The organism is Thermaerobacter nagasakiensis, assembly GCF_055396825.1.
The window spans coordinates 1,698,978-1,718,740 of the sequence record NZ_AP043740.1; the positions used below are offsets into that span (position 1 = coordinate 1,698,978).

The following is a 19,763-nucleotide window of genomic DNA, read 5'->3' on the forward strand; positions in this document are numbered from 1 at the left end:
CCACGTGGCAGAGGGGCGCGGAGCGGGAGGGGCCGGCCAGGCCGGGCCCTCCCGCCCTGCCGGAGGGGAGAGGAGTCCTCATGTGGCGTTACGTGCTCCGGCGCCTGACGGGGGCAGTCGTGGTCCTGTTCCTGACCACCCTGTTTGTCGCGTACGCGGTACGGCTCTCGGGCGACCCCACTGTGGCCATGTTCCAGGGCGGATCCGCACCAACCCCCGACCAGTTGGCCCAGATGCGTGCCGCCCTCGGCATCGATCGCCCCTTCTGGCAGCAATACACGGACTTCGTCGTCGGAGCGGTGCAGGGTGACATGGGCACATCCTTCCGGACAGGGCAGCCGGTCTGGGCGATGATCGTAGAGCGGTTGCCGGCCACGGTGATGCTGGCGGTCTCTGCCATGGCAGTCGCCATCCTGATCTCGTTCCCGTTGGGGGTGGCCGCTGCCCTCCGGCGCGGCCAGTGGGTCGACTCGTTCAGCCGCCTGCTCAGCCTGTTCGGGTTGTCCTTTCCCAACTTCTGGCTCGCCATCATGTTTATGCTGATCTTTGCCGTGCGCCTGGGGTGGTTCCCGCCATCAGGCTTTGACGGCTGGCGGTCCCTGGTGCTGCCCGCGGTCACCCTGGGCATCATCCTGTCGGCCACCCTGGTTCGCCTGGTGCGCTCCAGCATGCTGGAGGTCCTGGGCCAGCCGTACATCGAGACGGCGCGGGCCAAGGGCGTCCCGGAATGGCGGGTGGTGGTCGCCCACGGCTTGCGTAACGCCCTGATCCCCACCGTCACCTTCGTCGGGCTCCAGTTCGGGGCGTTGCTGGGCGGGACGGTGATCCTGGAAAAGGTGTTCGCCTGGCCCGGCCTGGGGCAGCTGGCCCTGGACGCCGTGGGCTACCGCGACTACCCCGTGGTGCAGGGTGTCGTCACGGTGCTGGCCGCCGTGACGGTGCTCACCAACCTGCTGGTCGACCTCAGCTACGGCCTGCTTGACCCGCGGGTGAAGGTCGAAGGGGGTGCCTCCTCGTGAGCGTCGCCCAAGGGCAGGCAGCGGCCCCCGTCGCGGTGCCGGCGAGGCGGGAGCGACGCTGGTATCGTTCCTTCGTCCGCCCCATGCCGATGCTGGGCGCCTTCCTGGTCACCGTGGCCGTGGTGGCGGCCCTGGCGGCACCTTACCTGGCGCCCTTCGACCCCGAGGTGGGCGAGCTGGGGAACCGGCTGCTGGCCCCCGCGTGGGCGACGGACGAGCCGTCGCCTTTCCTGCTGGGGACGGACACCGTCGGGCGGGACCTCTTGAGCCGCATCATCTACGGGACCCGGATCTCCCTGCTGGTGGGCATCTGTTCGGTCGGACTGTCCGTGCTGGTGGGCGTCTTGCTCGGCCTGGTGGCCGGGTATGCCGGCGGCCGCCTCGACGACCTGCTCATGCGGTTCGTCGACGTGCAGCTGTCCTTCCCCTTCATCCTGCTGGCCATTACCGTCATGGCCGTGCTGGGTCCCGGGTTGTGGAAGGTCATCGTCCTGATGGCCATCGCCCAGTGGGGCCAGTATGCCCGGGTGGTGCGGGGCGAGGTGATGGTGGTCAAGCAGATGGGGTTCGTGGAGGCCGCGCGCTGCATCGGGACCCCGCCGTGGATGATCCTCCGGCGCCACATCCTGCCGAACGTGGTGAACTCCGTCGTCGTGCTCGCCACGCTGAACATCGCCAACAACATCCTGCTGGAGGCCGGCCTGACCTTCCTGGGGCTGGGGGTCGACCCCTCGACGCCGTCATGGGGCGGTATGCTGGCCTCCGCCCGGGAGTACGTGACCACGGCGTGGTGGTTCGCCACCTTCCCGGGGCTGGCCATCATGCTCACCGTGCTCGGATTCAACCTGCTGGGCGACTGGCTCCGGGACGTCCTGGATCCGAAGCTGGACGCCTAGCCGGGGCCCGCCGCGGGCGGCCGGTGTCCGGGCGGCCGGGAGTGGACGACTGCCGCCCGGAGCCGGTGGGGACGGCTGAGCCGCCGCGGCACTCCGACGGAGGGATCTGCGTTGAAGCTCGAGGAGCTCTTTGCGCCGGGCGGGTTGCTGGCCCCCGGCCGGCGCGAAGGTACAGGAGCCAGGATGCCCAGGGCCCAGTTCCTCCTGAGCGGGGAGGACGACGTATGGACCGGGCTGGCCATGGTCGAACTGGCTGCGCGCCTGGGATACGAGTGCGAGGCCGGCGATCCGGAACGTCTCGTGGTCCGGCCGGGCCAGCACCCGTCCGCCGGGGCGGTGCCCGTCGTCCTGCTGGCCGGGACGGGCGGGGCAGGCGGCCCCAGCGGGCGGTCCGGCCGGGCCGGGCCGGACGCCGGCTACGGGCGGGTCGAGGTGGTCCCTCAACTGGCCGGTGCCGAGTACGGCCTGCGCTTGTCTGCGGCCAGCCCTCGCGAGCTGTGGAAGCTGGCGGCCTGGCTGGCTGCCGTGGGGACCGAGTCCCTGGCCCCGGCCGGCGAGCCGGGGTGCGGCGGTGCCGGCAGCCCGGACCGTTCCCGGGACCTGGCTGCTGACCGCAGTGCGGACCGTGGTCGTGGCCGGAAGGGGGACGCGGGGCCATGGCAAGCCGCTGTACGCCTTGATGCCTCGGGGCGCCGGGCCGAGGTGGCCCTGCGGGGTATCGAGTGGGCGCCGTGGCAACCGCGGGGCGACGGCAACTCCAGGGACATCCGCGAGGAGGGCCTGGATCTTGAGGAGGCCGCCATGCCCCTCGCCGACCTCTGGACGCCGCGAGGCTTTCTGGGCAGCAGCGACGGCCTGCAGCCCGACCGGGTGGCGGTGCACATCGAGCCCGATGCTGCCACGGGGACCTGGGATCCGGAAGAGCTGGCCGGCCTCATCATGTTCGCCTTCCGGCTCGGTCTTGAGAGTACGGGCATGTCCTTTCCCCTGACGGCTGCCGGGTCGCTTGGCCGGCCCTTCCTCGTCAAACTGGCAGCCTCGCCGGCGCCGGATGGTGGTGGGGAACCCGGCGGCCGGGGCCACATCCGGCTTTACCGGCGGGCGGGCGGGGCGGTGCTTCGGATCACGGGCGATGCCGCCGGCCGCGGGCGCGCCCTCCAATGGCTCGCAACCGTTCATGCCAGTGAGGTCCTGCGGCCGGTGGGATCGCGGCGGCCTGCCCTTGACAGCCCGGTGGTCGCCCTTGAGCGGGAAGCCGCCCGCCACGGGTGGGAGGTCGCAGCCAGGGAGCGACCCCGCCTTCTGTTCGAGGCGGCCATCCCGCCTGAGGGAGAGCGGTTCCGGAGGGTGTGGTACGAGCGTGCCTTGCCGGCGATACGGGCGCGCTGCCGGCCCGATGACGAGGTGTGGGTGGACCTCCGTCTCGACCAGCCCGACGATACGCTGCAGGAAGTGGCCGTGGAGGTCCATCGCTCCCTGACCCAACTTGGCTTCGCGCCGGACCGGGTGCACGTGCGCGGCTTGCCCGCGTTCCGCCAGGGGCTGTTCTGGCTGCTGCAAGTGGTGCCGCCGGTCGTGGCGCAGCATGCAGGGGCCCACACCGTCATCATCGAGTTTGCCCGCGTCGAGCCCGAGGCCCGCAGCGGGGTGGGCCAGGAGGGCCAGGTACGGGCGGGCGGGGAGTCGGATGCCGGTGCCCCGCATCTGGACCTCCCCATTCGGTGGTTGCAGCCCCTTTACCCCGTGGACGAACTGCTGTCGGCTCGCACGGGCCTGCCCGTGGAGCGGATTGTCTTCCAGGCCATGGCGCCCTCCGGCGGGTCCGGGCCCACCTACCGCGTCACCGTCGCCGATCGGGATGGCCAGGCGGTCTGGCGAGGCGAGTTCCGGGTGGCAGCCCGCCGGCGGCCGTACCAGGACGTGAACCCCCACCTGGGTCACGTCTACGTGGAGACAGGTCTTTGCCGTGTGGAGCGGGGCGATGGCAGCAGCGGAGGAGGGCGGCAGCCGGTCTTTGAGGAGCTCCTGCCCACGGGTGCCGAGTTGTTCTGGGACCGCTACCAGGCCGAGGCCCTTCCTCTCGTGGCCCGGCACCTGGAGGAGGCGCTGGGAGGGGACCTGGGGGCCCATCAGCAGCCCTTCTTCCTGACCCTGGAGGTCGACGTCCAGCTGGATACCCGGGCCGACGAGCCCTTGGGTGTCCGGCAGGAATCCCTGAGCTTGGCCGAGGGATTGCACGAGGATGTCTATTTCAACACCCTGGATTTCTTCGAGGAGTGGGGCAGGAAGCTGGCGGGAACACCCTTCACGGCACCGGGCAAAGTGGTGCCCCGCGTCCAGGCCCGGCCCGGCAAGGGCACCGCGGCCAAGGTTCGCCTCACCGGTGTGGGCATCGGGGCCCGGCTTCTGGAAGCCGCCTCATCCGATGGGGGCCGGCCCCGCGTGAACGTCTACGGCGTGACCGTCGAGGCCGCAGGGCGGGCGCGGGCGACGCTGGCTCGTGCCGGCGGCACCGCCCCGACGGACGCGACGGAAATGGATTACGACGAAGCCGTCCAGCGGGCAGCCCGCGCCATCGGGGCACGTGTGGCCCAGGACTCGGCTCCCGCCGGCGGGGAGGCGGCTGTGTCCTGGCAACGGACCCTCTTCGACGACGAATCCCTGGGGCAGTGGTTGGCCGGGGGTGCAAATCGTTCCGTTCGCTGGTCCGTGGCGGGACATTCCTTCGAGGGGCGACCCTTGTACCACGTGTTTACGGTCGGCCCGGGGCGCGGCGGGATCCCTGCGCCGGTGCCCGGGCAGGGGGCGGATCCGCGGGACCCGGATGTCCTGGTGGTCCCGGCAAAGGCCACCCTCTTCCGCCCCACCGTACTGTTCAAGGCCCGGCACCATGCGAACGAGGTGTCGAGTACCAATGCATTGCTGGCGCTGGTGGAGCGGCACCTGGATGCCACGGCCGGGGTCAACTGCGTCATGATGCCCCTGGAGAACACCGACGGCGCCGCGCTCCACCGCCGGTTGAGCCAGGAAAACCCGCGTTGGAGCCTGCATAGCGCCAGGTACAATGCCTTGGGACAGGAGTACGCGGCGGAGTACTTCGGCGACAGGCCGCGAGCACCCGAGACCCGGGTGTTCCCCGACCTGTGGTCGCGGTGGTTGCCCGACGTCGTGGTGGATGAGCACGGGGTACCGTCCCACGAGTGGGTTCAGCCCTTCGGCGCCCACGGCGGAGGTCGCAAGTTCACCTCCTACTGGCTGCCGCGAGCTCTGATCTACGGGATCCTGCCGGTGTTCGCCACGGAAGACGGGGACGGGTGGGGCGCCAGGCAAAACGAAATGGCCGAGTTCGTCGCCCGGTTCCTGGAGGACTGGCCGGTCATCGCCCGCGAGAACCGCCGCTGGCTGGCGGTCTACCGCAAGTACGCCGCCGACTGGCTCCCGGAGGTCTTCACGGTCGAGATGGTTCGGGCCTTCGTGTGCTACCGCTGGCCCGTGCGCCCCGATCCTGGCGGCCGCTACGCGATGCAGCGCCATCCGGAGATCACCGGGGTGGAGTTCATCACCGAGGCAGCCGACGAGACCGCCACGGGCCCCTACCTTGAAACCTGTGCCCTGGCGCACCTGGTCGTGGACCTGGCCATACTGGCCTGGCTCAAGCGACAACCGGTGACCGTCGAAGAAACCGTGACAATCCGGGGCGAAAGGGTCCACCGGGAGCGCCGGCGCCGGCGCCCATGGCCAGCAGGATGCCGAGGGCCGGCGGATCCGGCGCGAGCCGGTGGATCCGCCGAAGGACGGTGGACGTCATGAACGCCGCCATCGACCTGAACTGCGACCTGGGGGAGAGCTTCGGGCCCTACACCATCGGCATGGACGATGCCGTCCTGCCCCTGGTTACCTCCGCCAACATCGCCTGCGGGTTCCACGGCGGCGACCCGAGGGTGATGGAGCGCACGGTGGAACGGGCTGCGGAACTGGGGATCGGCATCGGCGCCCACGTGGGCTACCCCGACCGGGTGGGCTTCGGGCGGCGGGAAATCCATGCCACGGCCGGCGAAGTCCGGACCGACGTGATCTACCAGATCGGGGCCCTGTACGCCTTCTGCCGGGCGCTCGGCGTGGAACTGCAGCACGTCAAGCCCCACGGCGCCCTGTACAACCAGGCCGCCCGCGACGCCGTGCTGGCCCAGGCGGTGGTCGCCGGGATCGCGGCCTTCGACCGCCGGCTCATCGTCCTGGCTCCGCCGGGGAGCCAGCTGGCCCGGGCGGCCGTCGCGGCGGGGCTGCCGGTGGCGCTGGAAGGTTTCGCCGACCGGGGCTACAACCCCGACGGCAGCCTGGTCAGCCGCCGCCAGGACGGGGCCGTGCTGCACGACCCCGCGGAGGTGGCGGCGCGCGCCCTGCGCATGGTGCGGGAAGGCAAGGTCCGGGCCGTCGACGGCAGGGATGTGACCCTCACGGTGCAGAGCCTCTGCATCCACGGGGACAACCCCGCCTCGGTCAGCCTGGCCCGGGCCGTCCGCCAGCGCCTGGAGGCGGCGGGCGTGGCCATCCGGCCGCTGCGGGCCATCGTGGGCCACCAGGCGTAGCGGGCATGGTCCGGGCGTCACGACGCCTTGCCGGCCGAACCGCATTTCCATGAGGCCTGCCAGGCCGTTGGGGGGAACCGGATGACCGCAGGAACCGGCGGGGAGCCCGCCCGGGATGCGGGCGGGCGGGCGGAAGAACCCCGCTTTCTCCGGGCGGGTGATTGCGGCCTCTACGTGAGCTTCGCCCAGGTCATCGACCCCGCCGTCAACCGGCAGGTCCACCGGCTGGCCCGGACGGTGCAGTCCGGGCGCTGGCCGGGGGTGGTGGACCTGGTGCCGGCTTACGCCAGCCTGTACATCCGTTACGACCCGTTGACGGTCACCTTCGAAGAGCTGGTGCGCCGCTGCCGGGAGCAATTGGAGATCCGCAGCGAAGCTCCCCCCGAGCCGGCCTGCGTCTGCCTCCTGCCCACGGTGTACGGCGGCGAGTGGGGGCCCGATCTGGAGGAGGTGGCCCGGCAGCACCTCCTGACCCCCGCCGAGGTGGTGCGCCTGCACGCGGGCCGCGACTATTTCGTCTACTTTCTGGGCTTTACCCCGGGCTTTCCCTTCCTCGGGGGCCTCGACCCCAAGCTGGCGACCCCCCGTCGCCCGGTGCCCCGGACACGGGTTCCGGCCGGTTCGGTGGGCATCGCGGGTGCGCAGACGGGCGTCTACCCCGTGGAGAGCCCGGGCGGGTGGAACCTGATCGGCCGCACGCCGGTGCGGCTGTTTGACCCGGCCGCCTCGCCCCCGGCCCTGCTCAGGCCGGGCCACTTCGTCCGGTTCGTGCCCGTGGACGCCGAAGAATACCGCCGCATCGAGCGGGCCGTGGCCCTCGGCACCTACCGGCCCCAGTGGGTTCCGCGGGAGGTCCCGCAAGTGGAACGGGACGACGGCGCATGATGGAGATCCTGAACCCCGGCCTGTACACCACCATCCAGGACCTGGGACGGCCCGGCCTGCAGCACCTGGGCGTACCGGTGCAGGGGGCCGCCGACGTGGCCGCCCTGATCCTGGGCAATCGCCTGGTGGGCAACGAGCCCGGCGCGGCGGCTCTCGAAATCACCCTGCTGGGCCCGTCCATCCGGTTCCACGCGCCGGCGGCCATCGCCCTCACCGGGGCCGACCTGGGCCCCACCCTCGACGGCCGGCCGCTGCCCACCGGCCAGGTGGTCCTGGTGGAACGCGGCAACGTGCTGGCCTTCCGTGGCGGTACCCGGGGGTGCCGGGCCATGCTGTGCGTGGCGGGCGGCATTGCGGTGGAACCGGTGGCCGGCAGCCGCTCGTCGGATCCCCTGGGGCGCTTGGGCGGGCTGCCCGGACGGCCCGGCCTGCCCCTTAAGGCGGGCGACCGCCTTCCTCTGGGCCGGCCGGCGGTGCCTCTGGAAACCCTGGCCGGCCGGCGGGTGCGGTGGACCTTCGTCCCCGACGCCTTTGTGGCCCGGGTGGTGCCCGGCCCCCAGGCCGGGTTCTTCCCGCCGGAGGCCTGGAAGGTGTTCTGGGAAAGCGAGTATACGGTCACCGCCGCGTCGGACCGCATGGGCATCCGGCTGGAGGGACCCCCCGTGCCCCGGCCTCCCGGGGAGGTCCTCTCCGAAGGCCAGCCCCTGGGTGCCATCCAGGTACCGCCCAGCGGGCAGCCCATCGTGCTGCTGGCGGGCAGGGCCACCGTGGGGGGCTACCCCAAGCTGGGAGTGGTGGTCACCCCGGACCTGCCGCTGCTGGCCCAGGCGCGGCCGGGCGACCGCATCCGCTTCCGCCCCATGGACGGCTCGCAGGCGGAAGAACTGTACCGCCACTGGTGGAGGCTGCTGCACAGCCAGCGGGTGATCGTCCCGGGGCCTGCCACGGGTGACCAGGGGCCGGCTCCGGACGCCGGTCGCCGGGAGGGCCGGCTGCCCGGCGCCGGCCCGCCACCCCCGCTGTCGTAGCGGGCGCTCCCCGTCAGGACCGCGCCGGGGTGACCCGGCCGGCCCCTCACCCTCACCCCAGGCCGCCCGGCTCCACGCCCATGAGCCGGGCCAGCATGAGCACCTGGCCGGCGTGGTAGGCGAAATGCTGGATCATCTGGTTGACGACCCACAGCACGGTCAGGTGTTCCGGCGGGGTGCCCCGGAAGCCCGGCGGCATGGTGCGCGGCTGCAGTAGGTAGTCCAGATCCCACTCGGCCATCCGGGCGTCGGTGTGGGCCCACACCGCCTGCAGATAGCCGAAGAGGGCCTCCCGGGTGGCTAGGTCCCGCGACCGCCGGGGCTGCATGTTCTTCTGAAGGATCACCGCGTTGACGAACCAGTCCTCGGACTGGGCCAGATGGCGGACGCACCAGGCGGCGGAGTTGACCCCGCCCGGCGGCACCCAGTGGAGCTGCCGGTCGTCCATGGCCGCGGTACACTGCACGAGCACCTGACGCCACCCGCGCAGGTTGGGCAAGAAGAGCTCCGCCGCGGTGAGCGGGCGGCCCTCCGTGGTTGCTGCCGTTGCCATGCGTTCTCCCCCCGGTCAACAGTCTCATTTCCTGCCCTTGCCGAGAGCGACCCCGGGACAGCCTGGACGGAGGGGCCGGGACTCGACTCAAAGCAACCCCGCGCCCGCCCCGCGGCCGGCCGCCTCCGCCGCCAGCTCGATGAGGCCGCGGGCCATGGACCCGAAGCCGGCGAAGCGGGGGTCCCGGGTCTGCCCTGCCCTCCACCGGTAGTAGATCTGCTGAAGGATGACGGCCAGCTTGAAGTAGGCGAAGACCAGATACCAGCCGATGCCGCTCACGTCGCGGCCGGTGCGCAGGGCGTACCGGTGGACGAACTCGCTCCGCCGCAGAAAGCCCGGACAGGTGGTCACCGCAGGCAGGCCGTTGCGCAGGACCTCGGGATCGTCGGGGTGGACCCAGTAGCTCAGGCTGACCCCCAGGTCGAAAAGGGGATCCCCCACCGTGGCCATCTCCCAGTCCAGCACCGCCACCACCCGGTCCAGGGACGGGTCGAGGATCATGTTGTTCAACTTGAAGTCGTTGTGGATCAGGGAGGTGCCCACCGGCTCGGGAACCCGTTCCTCCAGCCAGGGCAGCAGGCGCTCCAGGGCGGGGATGGGTTCCGTCTCCACCCGCCGCCAGCGGCCGGCCCAGCCCTCCAGTTGCCGGCGGACGAACCCCTCCGGCCGTCCCAACCCCGCCAGCCCCGCCTGGCGGTGGTCCACGGCGTGGAGATCGGCCAGGGTGTCCACCACCCGCTGGGCGATGCGCCGGCAGGTTTCGGGAGGCGGGGTCCGGCCGCCGGGGAACCGGTCGTCGACCACCACGCCGGGCCGGTATTCCATGACGTAAAAAGGCGCCCCCAGCACGGAGGGGTCGGGACAGACGGCCAGCGGCCGCGGGGCCAGGGGGAAGACGGGGTGCAGGTGGCGCAGGATGGTGGCCTCCCGCACCATGTCGTGGGCCCGGGGCGGCAGGGGGCCGAAGGGCGGCCGGCGCAGCACGGCCTGCCAATCCCCGGCCCGCAACCAGTAGGTCAGATTGGACGCCCCGGCGGGGAACTGCCTCACTTCCACAGGAGGTCCCGGAAACGCGGGCACCTCCCGCTCCAGGAACGCCGTCACCGCATCCAGGTCCAGTTCCTCTCCCGGCCGCACGGGAATGGTGCCGGGCGGGAACCCACCCCCACCCGGACCGGCCAGGCGCCGGCTTTCCGGCTGGCTCATGGCTGGCCTCCCAGCTCCTTGAAGATCCGCCGGGCCACCACCACCCGGTGGACCTCATCGGGGCCGTCATAGATGCGGGCCGCCCGCGCCTCGCGGTAGAACAGCTCCAGGGGCGTGTCCCGGGAGTAGCCCAGGGCTCCGTGCACCTGCAGGGCGCGGTCCACCACTCGGTGGAGCACCTGGGCCCCGAAGAACTTGATCAGCGAGATCTCCTTGCGGGAATCGAGCCCCTGATCCATGCGCCAGGCCGCATACAGGGTCAAGAGGCGTGCCGCCTGGATCTCGGCGTAGGAGTCGGCCACGAAGTTCTGGATGGTCTGGAACTCCGCCAGCTTCTGGCCGCGGGTCTCCCGGGTCAGGGCCCGCCGCACCATCAGCTCGAAGCTGCGGTTCATCACGCCGATCCAGCGCATGGCATGGGTGATCCGCCCGGGGCCCAGGCGGGCCTGGGCGATGCGGAAGCCCTCTCCCACGGGCCCCAGGGTGTTCTCCACGGGCACGCGGCAGTCCTCGAGGACGATCTCGTCGTGGGTGCCCAGGCCACCCCCATCGTCCATCACGGGGATCTGGCGGACGATGCGGAAGCCGGGGGTGTCCGTGGGCACGATGATCATGGTGGCCCGCTGGTGGGGCGGCGCGCCGGGGTCGGTGACGGCCATGACGATGGCAAAGGCCGACCGGGAGGCGTTGGTGATGAACCACTTGTGGCCGTTGATCACCCAGTGGTCGCCGTCGCGCACCGCCCGGGTCCGGATGGTGGTGGGATCGGAACCCGACACCTCGGGCTCGGTCATGGCGAAACAGCTGTAGATCTCGCCGGCCAGGTTGGGCCGGAGGAACCGTTCCTTCTGCTCGGGCGTGCCGAACATCCAGAGGATCTCCTGGTTGCCGGTGTCCGGGGCGCTGGTTCCGAAGGCCCGCGGCGCCAGGGGGCTCCGCCCCAGGATCTCGTTCATCAGCGCCAGGGTCACCATGCCCATGCCCAGGCCGCCGGCCTCCCTGGGCATGTGGGGGGCCCAGAGCCCCGCTTCCTTCACCGCCTGCTGGATGGCCTTCATGCGCTCTTCGGGCAGCGTGCCGGTCCGGAAGAACTCGGCCTCGGCCGCGTAGACGTGCTCGTCCATGATGGCGCGGGTGCGTTCCAGGACGGCTTCCTGCTCGGGGGTCGGCCGGAAATCGTACACGAGCATCACCCCGGTGGCGCTTCGCGCAGCGGGCCCCGCCCGAACCGCCGCCTTCCGGCGGGCGGGCCGCCTGGCGGTAGGAGTTGGCTTCGCTGCCGAGAAGGAAATACCTGCATGCCCGGCGCCGGCCGGGTGGCGGCCCGTCTCCGGCCGCCCGGCCGGGTGGAAGGAGGCGGCCGTCACGTGGGCGTTCTCGATCGTTTCCGGCTGGACGGGAAAGTGGCCCTGGTCACCGGAGGCAGCCGCGGTCTGGGCCTTCAGATCGCCCAGGGTCTGGGGGAGGCCGGGGCGGCCGTGGCGATCACGGCCCGCAAGGAGGAGGGCCTGCGCGAAGCGGAGGAACAGCTGCGCTCCCAGGGGATCCGGTGCCTGGCCCTGCGCTGCGACGTGACCGACTACGACCAGGTGGTGGCCACCGTCAACCAGGTGGTCGAAGCCCTGGGCGGCCTGGACATCCTGGTCAACAACGCGGGGGCCACCTGGGGCGCCCCCCTGTTCGAGATCCCCCTGGAAGCCTGGGACAAGGTGATCCGGACGAACCTGCACGGCACCTTCTACATGAGCCGCGAGGCGGCCCGGGTGATGGTGGACCGGGGGCGGGGAGGCCGGATCATCAACGTCGCCTCGGTTGCAGGCCTGCGGGGCAGCGACCCGCGGGTGATGCAGACCCTGCCCTACAACACCTCCAAGGCCGGGGTGATCAACTTCACCCGCGACCTGGCGGCCAAGCTGGCGGAATACGGCATCACGGTGAACTGCATCGCGCCCGGGTTCTTCCCGACCAAGATGACCCGGGGCATCCTGGCCCAGTACCGGCCCCTCATCGAGCAGTCCGTTCCCTTGCGGCGGCTGGGCGGCGAGCGGGACCTGCAGGGCGCGGTGCTTCTGTTCGCGTCCGAGGCCGGGTCCTACATCACGGGCCAGGTCCTGGCCATCGACGGGGGGATCACGGCCGTCTGAGGGCGCGGGCGGCCGGCGGCGGCCGGGCCGCGAGAGCCCGGTGGTCGGGGCAGGGCCCGGGCGGCGTCCCCGGCGGCGGGTGGCACGCACCGCCGGCACCGCCCGGGAGGGCCACTGCCGCGAGGACACGGGCCAAGGCACACGGGCCCGGAGGGCCGGGGCTGCTCTTAGACCGCCCGCCCCCACTTCCTGGCCCGGCCTGGAGCCTGACCGCCATTGACGCCCGCCGTGCCCGGGCCTATGATCAGGGTGAACAAGACCATCGGGAAGTCGGTACCGGGGGTGCCCTGACGGGCTGAGAAGCGCCGGGAGCCGGGACGCGGCACCGCGCTACCCTTCGGACTCGATCCGGGTCATACCGGCGTGAGGAAGGTACCGCATGACCGCCTGGGGCGGCTTCACGCGACCCACCTCCAGCCGGGGGTGGGTTTTCTTTCCTCTGCCTCCCGCCGGACCGGAACGGGCAGGTTCTCCCTGCCGTCCCGGCCGGGGGGTGCGCCTCGCCGGCCCCGCGAGCCCCCGGTTCCGTCCCGGAACCGCAAGGGGGGCTCGCCATGGCCGGTTCGTCCCGTCACCTGCAGTTCCGCGAGATCGTGATCCTCACGTTCATCGCAGCCGCCTGTTCCGTGGTGTTCATCAACGCCTGGACCCTGTGGTCGGTGGCCCAGGCCGTCCATCCCGTCCTGGCCGAAACCACCTACGGCATCTGGTTCGTCGCCAGCACCCTGGCCGCCTACATCATCCAGAAGCCGGGGGTTGCCTTCGTGGCGGAGCTGGCGGCGGCCGCGGGCGAGCTGGTCCTGGGCAGCCCGGACGTGCTCTGGGTGCTGCTGTACGGTGGGCTGCAGGGGCTGGGGGCCGAGGCGGCCTTCGCCCTGCTCCGCTACCGGCGGTTCGACCTGCCGGTGCTGGCGCTGTCCGGCGCCCTGGCCGCCGTCGCCAGCATCCCGCTGGACGCCGTCACGGGGTACTTCACCGGCATGCAGCCCGGCGTGCTGGCGGGCGCCGTGGCCGTGCGGCTGCTCAGCGGCGCCGTGGTGGCCGGTGTCTTCACCAAGGTGCTGGTCGACGGCCTGGCCCGCACCGGGGCCCTCAACGGCTTTGCCGTGGTGAGGAACCGGCGGGACCGGGGCGCAGGGCTGGCGGGCTGAGATGGGGCGGCATGCGGTGCGGCCGGGCGCCCCGGCGGGCCCGGCGGCCAACCCCCCGGCGGCCACCCCTGGGGCGGCCGGCGGCTCGACCCCGAACCCGGCGTCCCCGGGCCAGGGGCTGCCGGCGCCGTCGCGGGCGGCGGCAGCCTGCCGCGATCTGACCATCCGCTACCCGGACCGGCGCGACCCGGCCCTGCGGGGCGTGAGCCTGTCCATACCCGCCGGGCAACGGGTGCTGCTGCTGGGCCCCAGCGGCTCCGGCAAGAGCACCCTGGCGCTGGCCCTGGCCGGATTGATCCCGGCCGTGGTGGAGGCCGAGGTGAAGGGGGTCCTGGAACCGGCGCGGCAGGCCGGCGTGCTCTTCCAGGACCCCGAGGCCCAGTTCTGCCTGTTCACCGTGGACGAAGAGGTGGCGTTCGGCCTCGAGAACCGGTGCGTGCCACCGGCGGCCATGCCGGCCCGGGTGGCCCGGGCGCTGGCGGCCACGGGCCTCGACGTTCCCTTCGGGCATCCGATCCACGCCCTCTCGGGCGGGCAGAAGCAGCGCCTGGCCCTGGCGGCGGTGCTGGCGCTGGAGCCGGACATGCTCATCCTGGATGAGCCCACGGCCCAGCTGGATCCGGCAGGGCGGGCCCTGGTGCTGGAAAACCTCTACGGCCTGGGGCGGCAGGTCACCGTCCTGGTGGTCGAGCACAACCTGGACGGGGTGGTGGACTGGGTCGACCGCGTGGTACTGCTCGGCCCCTCGGGCACCCTCCTGGCCGACGGCCCTCCGGACCGGGTCCTGGCCGAGCAGCGGGCCGCCCTGGACGCCTTCGGCATCTGGCGGCCCCGCTCCTGGGGCCCCTTCTGGGCACCCCTGGTGGAGGCGTTCCGCCGGTCCGCCCCGCCTGCCGAGCCGCCCGCCGCCCTGCCCGGTGCCGCCTCCGGCCGGGCGTCGAGCCCGGCGCCGGCGGGAACGCAGCGGACCGGCGCGGGCGAGCAGTCCCTGGACGCCCCCACCGCCGCACCGCAGGCGGCGCTGCCTTCCGGTCTGGACGGCGCAGCCTCCCCAGGCTCTGGCCAAGGCTCCGCGGGGGCGGCGGCCGGCTTCCCCGGGGCGGGGAAGGGGCCCGCCGCGTCCCCGGACCGCACCGCCCTGCCCCTGGTGCGGATGGAGGGCGTCACTGCAGCCCACGGCTCGCGCACCGTCTGGTCGGGGGTCAGCCTGACCCTCCGGCCGGGGGAGTGGGTGGCCGTACTGGGCGCCAACGGCAGCGGCAAGTCGACCTTCCTGCAGGTGGCCGCAGGCCTGCACCCGCCCGCCGCCGGCCGGGTCGTCCACGGGCCGGCCCTCAAGGGGCGGCGCGGCGAGACGGCCCGGATCGGCTTCGTGTTCCAGAACCCCGAGCACCAGTTCGTCACGGACACCGTGCACGACGAGATCGCCCTGGCCGGGCGGCTCGCAGGCGTGCCGGAGGCGGAGCTGGCAGCCCGGGTGAAGGCCCTGGTCCAGCGCTTCGGGCTGGAGGGGCTGGAGGCCGTTCATCCCTACACCCTCTCCCAGGGCCAGAAGCGGCGCCTCAGCGTGGCCAGCATGCTGGTGGTGCCGCGGCCGCTGCTTTTCCTGGACGAACCCACCTTCGGCCAGGACGCCCGCACGGCGGCCGCCCTCGTAGGGGAACTCGTGGAACTGTACCGGCAGGGAACCACCCTGGTCATGGCCACCCACGACCTGGAGCTGGCGCTGGCCGTGGCGACCCGGGTGCTGGTCTTCGGCCAGGGCCGGCTCGTCTATGACGGCCCGCCGGCAGGCCTGGCGGCCGACCCGGCGGCGGCCGCCGCCGCTGGGCTGAGGGGCCTGGCGGGCCCGGGGACGGTTCCCGGCGGCGCGGTGGCGCCCCCGGGGCGGGTTCCGGCCTGTTACGGGCCGCGCGTGGCGGGCTCCGGCCCGTCCCGGGCGGATCGGCCTTCGCCGGGGGGCCCGCCGGCGGGGCGGCCGGAACCCGGGCCGGGGGAGGCCGGCGCAGGGACCCCGGGCGGGCTGCCCGGGGCCGGTGGGCGGTCCTGGCTGGCCCGGGTTCATCCGGCGTGGAAGCTGGCGGCCCACCTGGCTGCTGCCGCCCTGGTGCTGGCGACGGGCGATCCGGCGGCGCTGGCCCTGCTGCTGGCGGTGCCCTTGCTGCTGGGCTGGATCCTGGGCGGGCTGGGACTCCGGCGCTGGCTGGTGTCCATGGCGCCCTTCGTCCTGGTGGCCGCCACCCGCATCTGGACCCTGGGCGCCTTCGGTCGAGGCGAGCACGTGGTGGGGCAGGTGCTCTGGTACCGGTTCACGGCCGAGGGGCTGGAACACGGGCTGGTGGTGGGCCTGCGCCTGCTCACCCTGGGTGCCCTGGGCGTGCTCTACGCCCGTACCACCGGCCTCAGCGACCTGGTGCTGGGCCTGGTCCAGCAGTGGCGGTTGAGCCCCCGCTGGGCTTACGGCCTCCTGGCGGCCCTGCGCTTCGTGCCGCTGTTTCAGGAAGAGCTCGGCCGGGTGCGCCAGGCCTTCCGGGTACGGGGCCTGCTCGAGCGGGGTCCCGCCGGGCGCCTGCGGGCCCTCTATCGGTATAGCCTGGCCCTGCTGGTCCACGCCATCCGCACGGCCGAGGTGGTGGCCGTGGCCCTCCAGGCCCGGGGCTTCGACGGCAGCCGCCACCGCACGTACTATCGCACCCTGCCGGCAGGGTGGCGGGAAGCGGGGTACGCCGTCCTGCTGCTGGGAGCCGGTGTGGCGGCCTTGATGGCCGCCCGCGGGCTGCAAGGGAGCTTGCCGTAGGGACGGGAGCTTGTCACAGGGGGGATGGGCTTTGATGAAAGGGCGCAGCGGGCAGGAAGGGAAAGGGCAGGGGCCCGGAGGGGGGCCGGACCGGCCGCCGTCGGGCCCGCCATCAGGCCGCCGGCAAGAGCGCGCCGGCGTGGAGCAGGGTGCCGGCGAGCCCGCAGGCCTGGCGGCCGAGCTCTGGCGCCAGAACCAGGACCTGGCGGCCGCCTGCCTGGACCATCCCTTCGTCCAGGGCATCGCCCGGGGCGACCTGCCCCGCAGCAAGTTCATCTGGTACGTGGGCCAGGACGCGACCTACCTGGAGTCCTTTGCCCGCGCCTATGCCCTGGCCATCGCCAAGGCGCCGGACCGGGAGACCATGGCGACCTTTCACCGCTTGCTGGAGGGCGTGCTGCAGGAGCTGCGGCTGCACCACGGCTACGCCGCCCGCTGGGGAGCCGGCCTCCATCCCGAACCCTCCCTCGCCACCAGGGCCTACACCGGTTTCCTGCTGGACGTGGCCTGGTCCCGGGGCGTGGGGGCCATCGCGGCGGCCATGACCCCCTGCATGCGGCTCTATGCCTTCCTCGGCCGGTCCCTCCTGGACCGGGTCGCACCCGGCAACCCGTACCGGGAATGGGTGGAAACCTACGGCAGCCCGGATTTTGCGGCGCTGGCCGCGCAGCTGGAGGGAGTTCTCAACCGGTGGCACGGTGAGGCGGGCGGCCCGGCCGGGGTGGCCCCCCTCTACCGCACGGCCATGGAGCTGGAACGGGCCTTCTTCGATGCGGCATGGCACGCCGGCTAGCGGCCCGGCGGGCCGGCCGGGCGGTGCCGGGCTGCGCCTGGCGCGCCGGGGGGCCGGCGGTGGGGCGGAGCGGGGCCCATCGCCGGCCCCTCACCGCCCCTCTTCGCCCAGCACCAGTTCCAGCAGCACCAGCTCGGGCCGGCAGAGCAGCCGGATCCAGGGACGGGGGGTGCCCAGGCCTGCGGAGATGAACCACCAGGTGCCGCCAACCTGGAACCAGCCCCGGTCGTAGGTGGGGAACCAGCCCTGCCCGGGAATCCACAGGGCGCCCAGCAACGGCAGGCGAACCTGGCCGCCGTGGGTGTGGCCCGCCAGGACCAGCCCGGCGAGGCCGGCGGCGGCCCGGCGGATGCCCCCGGCCGGCGCGTGGGCCAGCAGGACCACGGGCCATCCCGGCGGCGCCCCGGCCAGAGCGGCCCGCAGGTCGTCCCGGCCGGTGTGGGGGTCGTCCACCCCCGCCAGATAGACCCCGGCCGGCCCCTGTTCCAGGCGGGCTCCCTGGTTGACCAGGAGGTGGACGCCCGTCCCCTCCAACTCGCGGCGCAGGCGGCTCCACCCGTACAGGTGGTCGTGGTTGCCGGGGACCAGGTACACGGGCCACCGCCGCGCCAGCCGCCGCAGGAGCTCGACCCCCCGCCGGGCAGCGAGCCCCTTGCCCTCGGCCAGGTCGCCGGTGAAGACCACGGCATCGGGTTGCCACGCCTCGATCCAGCGGAGGAGCGCCGCCTCGGACACCCGGTACACCGGTGCATGGAGGTCCGTCAGGTGGGCGAGGCGCAGCCGGGACGGCCGCGCTGCCGCGGCCCGCAGGGTGGCGGGCGACGCGGTGACGCCCTCCCGGGCGGCAGGGGATGGAGGGGCGCCCTTGGCCGCCGGGCCAGCGGCCCGTGTGCTGCGGGACCCTACCGGCCGCTTTGGGGGCCGGGGGATCGGAAGGGGTACCGGCCGCCCGCCGCGGGCGTCGGCGCCCAGGGAGAGGCGGTAGGCGCGGACCCTGAGCCAGCGGGGCTCAACCAGATAGCCCCACGCCACCACCGCCAGGACGAACACGGCCAGTAGCCGCAACAGATCCGGCAAGGCGCTGCCGGCCCAGAAGGCCGGTACCGCCAGGGCGTGGATGCCCAGGCCCGGGATCCCCTGGGCGGGGACGGTCCGGGGATGCAGCCCGGGGGTGGGACATGCCGAGGCCGGGGACACCCAGGTGGGGATGCCCGGTGCCCTCACCCGGCGCTCCTCCCGCCGGCGGGGACGGGGGCCTGCAGGAGGCTCGCCCCTCCGGCGCCCGTCCCCTCACGGGGCCCCTCTCCCCGTCCCGCCAGGCGACCGGACTCTCCCCGGGGCGGGCGCCCTGGCCCCGGGGCGCCTTCCGGGGGCCAGGCACCCTCCAGGCGGAGAAGGCGTTCCTTCACGGCAGGCCCTCCGCCCGAGTACTGCCCCAGCCGGCCCCCAGCGCCCACCACCCGGTGGCACGGGACGAGCAGGGCGATGGGGTTGGCAGCCACGGCGTTGCCCACGGCCCGCGCGGCGCCGGGGCGCCCCACGGCCCGGGCGATCTCGCCGTAGGTACGGACCTGCCCCCGGGGAATTCGGTGCACCTCCTCCAGGACCTTCCGGGTGAAGGTAGAAAGTCCCGCGCCCTCCAGATCGAGGGTCACCGGGACGGGCTTGCCGGCAAACCACGCATCCAGCAAGGCTTGCCAGTAGGGACGGCGGCTGTCGTCCCGCCGGGCACCGGCCGCCCACCGGCCTCGCGCCGAATCGGTGCGCGGAACGGGCCTGGCCGCCCCGCAGGGCCTGCCACCGGCCGGTCCGGGCGCCGGTTGCCCGGCCGGGGAGGGTTCCTGGACGGGCCCGCCGGTACGGCCGCCGCCGCGGGCCGGGCGGCCGGGTTCCTCCAGCTCCAGGGCCCGCAAGCCCCGCGGGGACCAGACCACCCGGGCAAGGCCCACGGGGGTGGAAACCACCGTATACCGCAAGTCGCCTTCTGCCGCGGGACGGGATGCCTGGCTGCCGTTCTTGCCCATGAAAGGGTCCCTCCCACCCGGCGATCCCCGCGGCCGGCCACCCGGGCCACCCGGGCCCTTGGCCCGGAGGCGGCCGGCGCCAGGCGGCCGGCCGCGGCAGGACCTGCCTTGCCGGAATCGAACCTTCCTGCGGAAACCCGAGCGCCTGGGCGCAGGGTCACAACCTGGAGGGGTCGGAATCCACCGCCATGGTCGAATCCATCCTGCACAAACTCTTCGCCTGGGGGTGCGCCATGTACCTGCCGCCCGAGCCGGAGGAAGACGCCTTTTTCCGCGCTCGCTACTACGCCGTGTACCGGTTCCTCCACCGCAACGACGTCACCATCGTGCAGGACCGGGAACGGCGCTACTTCCTCTGGGAAGGGGGACCCGAGCTGCGGCAGGTCGGGATGGAAGAACTGGGCCGGCTGCTTTTGGCCGGTGCCGTCCTGCCCATGTCGGAACCCCAGCCCCTGCCCGGACTTTACGCCCACATGCGGCCTGTCTACAACCCCATGCGGCGTACCTTCGAGTTCCGCCGGCGGTGAGGGAGCCGGAGCCGGGTCCCGGCCGGAGCCCTCCCGCGCCGTGGGGGAACCTTGGCGCCCCGCTGCCGCCGAGGGGGGCGCGGCCAGGGCCCGCCCGCGGGCCGGAGCAGCCGGGCCGTCCTGGACGCGGGCCGGGGGCGGAGCCGCGGCG

At 73.2% G+C, this 19,763-nt stretch carries 16 protein-coding genes and 1 riboswitch; of the genes, 11 read left to right on the plus strand and 5 right to left on the minus strand.

All coding sequences use genetic code 11. The annotated features are described in order from the left end of the window. Positions 1–80: 80 nt before the first annotated feature. From nikB to ACZ5T9_RS07245, 6 genes are all read left to right on the plus strand, one after another. Entirely contained in the window at positions 81–1,019 is a 939-nt protein-coding gene (gene nikB / locus ACZ5T9_RS07220; RefSeq protein ID WP_464832417.1) for a nickel ABC transporter permease, read from the plus strand. Further along, entirely contained in the window at positions 1,016–1,915 is a 900-nt protein-coding gene (locus ACZ5T9_RS07225) for an ABC transporter permease (RefSeq protein ID WP_464832418.1), read from the plus strand. The genes nikB and ACZ5T9_RS07225 overlap by 4 nt, the downstream gene beginning before the upstream one ends. 111 nt (positions 1,916–2,026) lie before the next feature. Further along, complete coding sequence (locus ACZ5T9_RS07230; RefSeq protein WP_464832419.1) at positions 2,027–5,725, plus strand: M14 family zinc carboxypeptidase; 3,699 nt, start codon at positions 2,027–2,029, stop codon at positions 5,723–5,725. Beyond that, positions 5,722–6,504 carry a LamB/YcsF family protein gene (locus ACZ5T9_RS07235; protein WP_006903815.1) on the plus strand — a complete coding sequence of 261 codons (783 nt, stop codon included), beginning with the start codon at positions 5,722–5,724 and terminating at the stop codon, positions 6,502–6,504. Before ACZ5T9_RS07230 ends, ACZ5T9_RS07235 begins: the two co-directional genes overlap by 4 nt. A gap of 81 nt (positions 6,505–6,585) precedes the next feature. After that, entirely contained in the window at positions 6,586–7,389 is an 804-nt protein-coding gene (gene pxpB, locus ACZ5T9_RS07240) for a 5-oxoprolinase subunit PxpB (protein ID WP_464832420.1), read from the plus strand. Continuing rightward, entirely contained in the window at positions 7,386–8,417 is a 1,032-nt protein-coding gene (locus ACZ5T9_RS07245; protein ID WP_464832421.1) for a 5-oxoprolinase subunit C family protein, read from the plus strand. Before pxpB ends, ACZ5T9_RS07245 begins: the two co-directional genes overlap by 4 nt. 52 nt (positions 8,418–8,469) lie before the next feature. On the opposite strand, the gene ACZ5T9_RS07250 is transcribed toward ACZ5T9_RS07245, so the two are convergent. The 3 genes from ACZ5T9_RS07250 to ACZ5T9_RS07260 all read right to left on the minus strand — a co-directional run bounded on the left by ACZ5T9_RS07250 (position 8,470) and on the right by ACZ5T9_RS07260 (position 11,366). Next, entirely contained in the window at positions 8,470–8,970 is a 501-nt protein-coding gene (locus tag ACZ5T9_RS07250) for a DinB family protein (protein ID WP_464832422.1), read from the minus strand. An 87-nt stretch (positions 8,971–9,057) separates the two neighbouring features. Beyond that, the gene (locus ACZ5T9_RS07255; RefSeq protein ID WP_464832424.1) at positions 9,058–10,176 is read right to left on the minus strand and encodes a phosphotransferase family protein; all 1,119 of its coding nucleotides are present in this window, start codon (positions 10,174–10,176) and stop codon (positions 9,058–9,060) included. Next, complete coding sequence (locus ACZ5T9_RS07260) at positions 10,173–11,366, minus strand: acyl-CoA dehydrogenase family protein (protein ID WP_464834409.1); 1,194 nt, start codon at positions 11,364–11,366, stop codon at positions 10,173–10,175. Before ACZ5T9_RS07260 ends, ACZ5T9_RS07255 begins: the two co-directional genes overlap by 4 nt. 177 nt (positions 11,367–11,543) lie before the next feature. Here ACZ5T9_RS07260 and ACZ5T9_RS07265 point away from each other — a divergent pair, with 177 nt between their 5' ends. From ACZ5T9_RS07265 to ACZ5T9_RS07280, 4 genes are all read left to right on the plus strand, one after another. After that, positions 11,544–12,320, plus strand: coding sequence for an SDR family oxidoreductase (locus ACZ5T9_RS07265; RefSeq protein WP_006903821.1), 777 nt, complete (start codon positions 11,544–11,546; stop codon positions 12,318–12,320). A 268-nt stretch (positions 12,321–12,588) separates the two neighbouring features. Then, positions 12,589–12,708, plus strand: a riboswitch (TPP riboswitch). A gap of 166 nt (positions 12,709–12,874) precedes the next feature. Then, the gene (locus tag ACZ5T9_RS07270) at positions 12,875–13,471 is read left to right on the plus strand and encodes an ECF transporter S component (protein WP_006903822.1); all 597 of its coding nucleotides are present in this window, start codon (positions 12,875–12,877) and stop codon (positions 13,469–13,471) included. A gap of 1 nt (position 13,472) precedes the next feature. After that, the gene (locus tag ACZ5T9_RS07275) at positions 13,473–16,268 is read left to right on the plus strand and encodes an ATP-binding cassette domain-containing protein (protein WP_464832425.1); all 2,796 of its coding nucleotides are present in this window, start codon (positions 13,473–13,475) and stop codon (positions 16,266–16,268) included. A gap of 139 nt (positions 16,269–16,407) precedes the next feature. Further along, positions 16,408–17,061, plus strand: coding sequence for a TenA family protein (locus ACZ5T9_RS07280; protein WP_207635421.1), 654 nt, complete (start codon positions 16,408–16,410; stop codon positions 17,059–17,061). A gap of 90 nt (positions 17,062–17,151) precedes the next feature. Here ACZ5T9_RS07280 and ACZ5T9_RS07285 read toward each other — a convergent pair whose 3' ends face one another. After that, complete coding sequence (locus tag ACZ5T9_RS07285) at positions 17,152–18,285, minus strand: metallophosphoesterase (protein WP_464832427.1); 1,134 nt, start codon at positions 18,283–18,285, stop codon at positions 17,152–17,154. After that, on the minus strand, positions 18,282–19,085 hold the full coding sequence (locus ACZ5T9_RS07290) for a methylated-DNA--[protein]-cysteine S-methyltransferase (RefSeq protein ID WP_464832428.1): 804 nt from the start codon (positions 19,083–19,085) through the stop codon (positions 18,282–18,284). The genes ACZ5T9_RS07285 and ACZ5T9_RS07290 overlap by 4 nt, the downstream gene beginning before the upstream one ends. A 188-nt stretch (positions 19,086–19,273) precedes the next feature. Here ACZ5T9_RS07290 and ACZ5T9_RS07295 point away from each other — a divergent pair, with 188 nt between their 5' ends. Beyond that, positions 19,274–19,612 (plus strand): hypothetical protein, encoded by a 339-nt coding sequence (locus tag ACZ5T9_RS07295; protein WP_006903827.1) that lies wholly within the window; start codon positions 19,274–19,276, stop codon positions 19,610–19,612. Positions 19,613–19,763: the final 151 nt, after the last annotated feature.

Excerpts from the sequence above, each read along its gene's own strand:
- nikB (WP_464832417.1), top strand. The coding sequence starts at position 81 with ATGTGGCGTTACGTGCTCCGGCGCCTGACGGGGGCAGTCGTGGTCCTG.
- ACZ5T9_RS07235 (WP_006903815.1), top strand. The coding sequence starts at position 5,722 with ATGAACGCCGCCATCGACCTGAACTGCGACCTGGGGGAGAGCTTCGGG.
- pxpB (WP_464832420.1), top strand. The coding sequence starts at position 6,586 with ATGACCGCAGGAACCGGCGGGGAGCCCGCCCGGGATGCGGGCGGGCGG.
- ACZ5T9_RS07245 (WP_464832421.1), top strand. The coding sequence starts at position 7,386 with ATGATGGAGATCCTGAACCCCGGCCTGTACACCACCATCCAGGACCTG.
- ACZ5T9_RS07250 (WP_464832422.1), bottom strand. The coding sequence starts at position 8,970 with ATGGCAACGGCAGCAACCACGGAGGGCCGCCCGCTCACCGCGGCGGAG.
- ACZ5T9_RS07255 (WP_464832424.1), bottom strand. The coding sequence starts at position 10,176 with ATGAGCCAGCCGGAAAGCCGGCGCCTGGCCGGTCCGGGTGGGGGTGGG.
- ACZ5T9_RS07260 (WP_464834409.1), bottom strand. The coding sequence starts at position 11,366 with ATGCTCGTGTACGATTTCCGGCCGACCCCCGAGCAGGAAGCCGTCCTG.
- ACZ5T9_RS07270 (WP_006903822.1), top strand. The coding sequence starts at position 12,875 with ATGGCCGGTTCGTCCCGTCACCTGCAGTTCCGCGAGATCGTGATCCTC.
- ACZ5T9_RS07275 (WP_464832425.1), top strand. The coding sequence starts at position 13,473 with ATGGGGCGGCATGCGGTGCGGCCGGGCGCCCCGGCGGGCCCGGCGGCC.
- ACZ5T9_RS07290 (WP_464832428.1), bottom strand. The coding sequence starts at position 19,085 with ATGGGCAAGAACGGCAGCCAGGCATCCCGTCCCGCGGCAGAAGGCGAC.
- ACZ5T9_RS07295 (WP_006903827.1), top strand. The coding sequence starts at position 19,274 with ATGGTCGAATCCATCCTGCACAAACTCTTCGCCTGGGGGTGCGCCATG.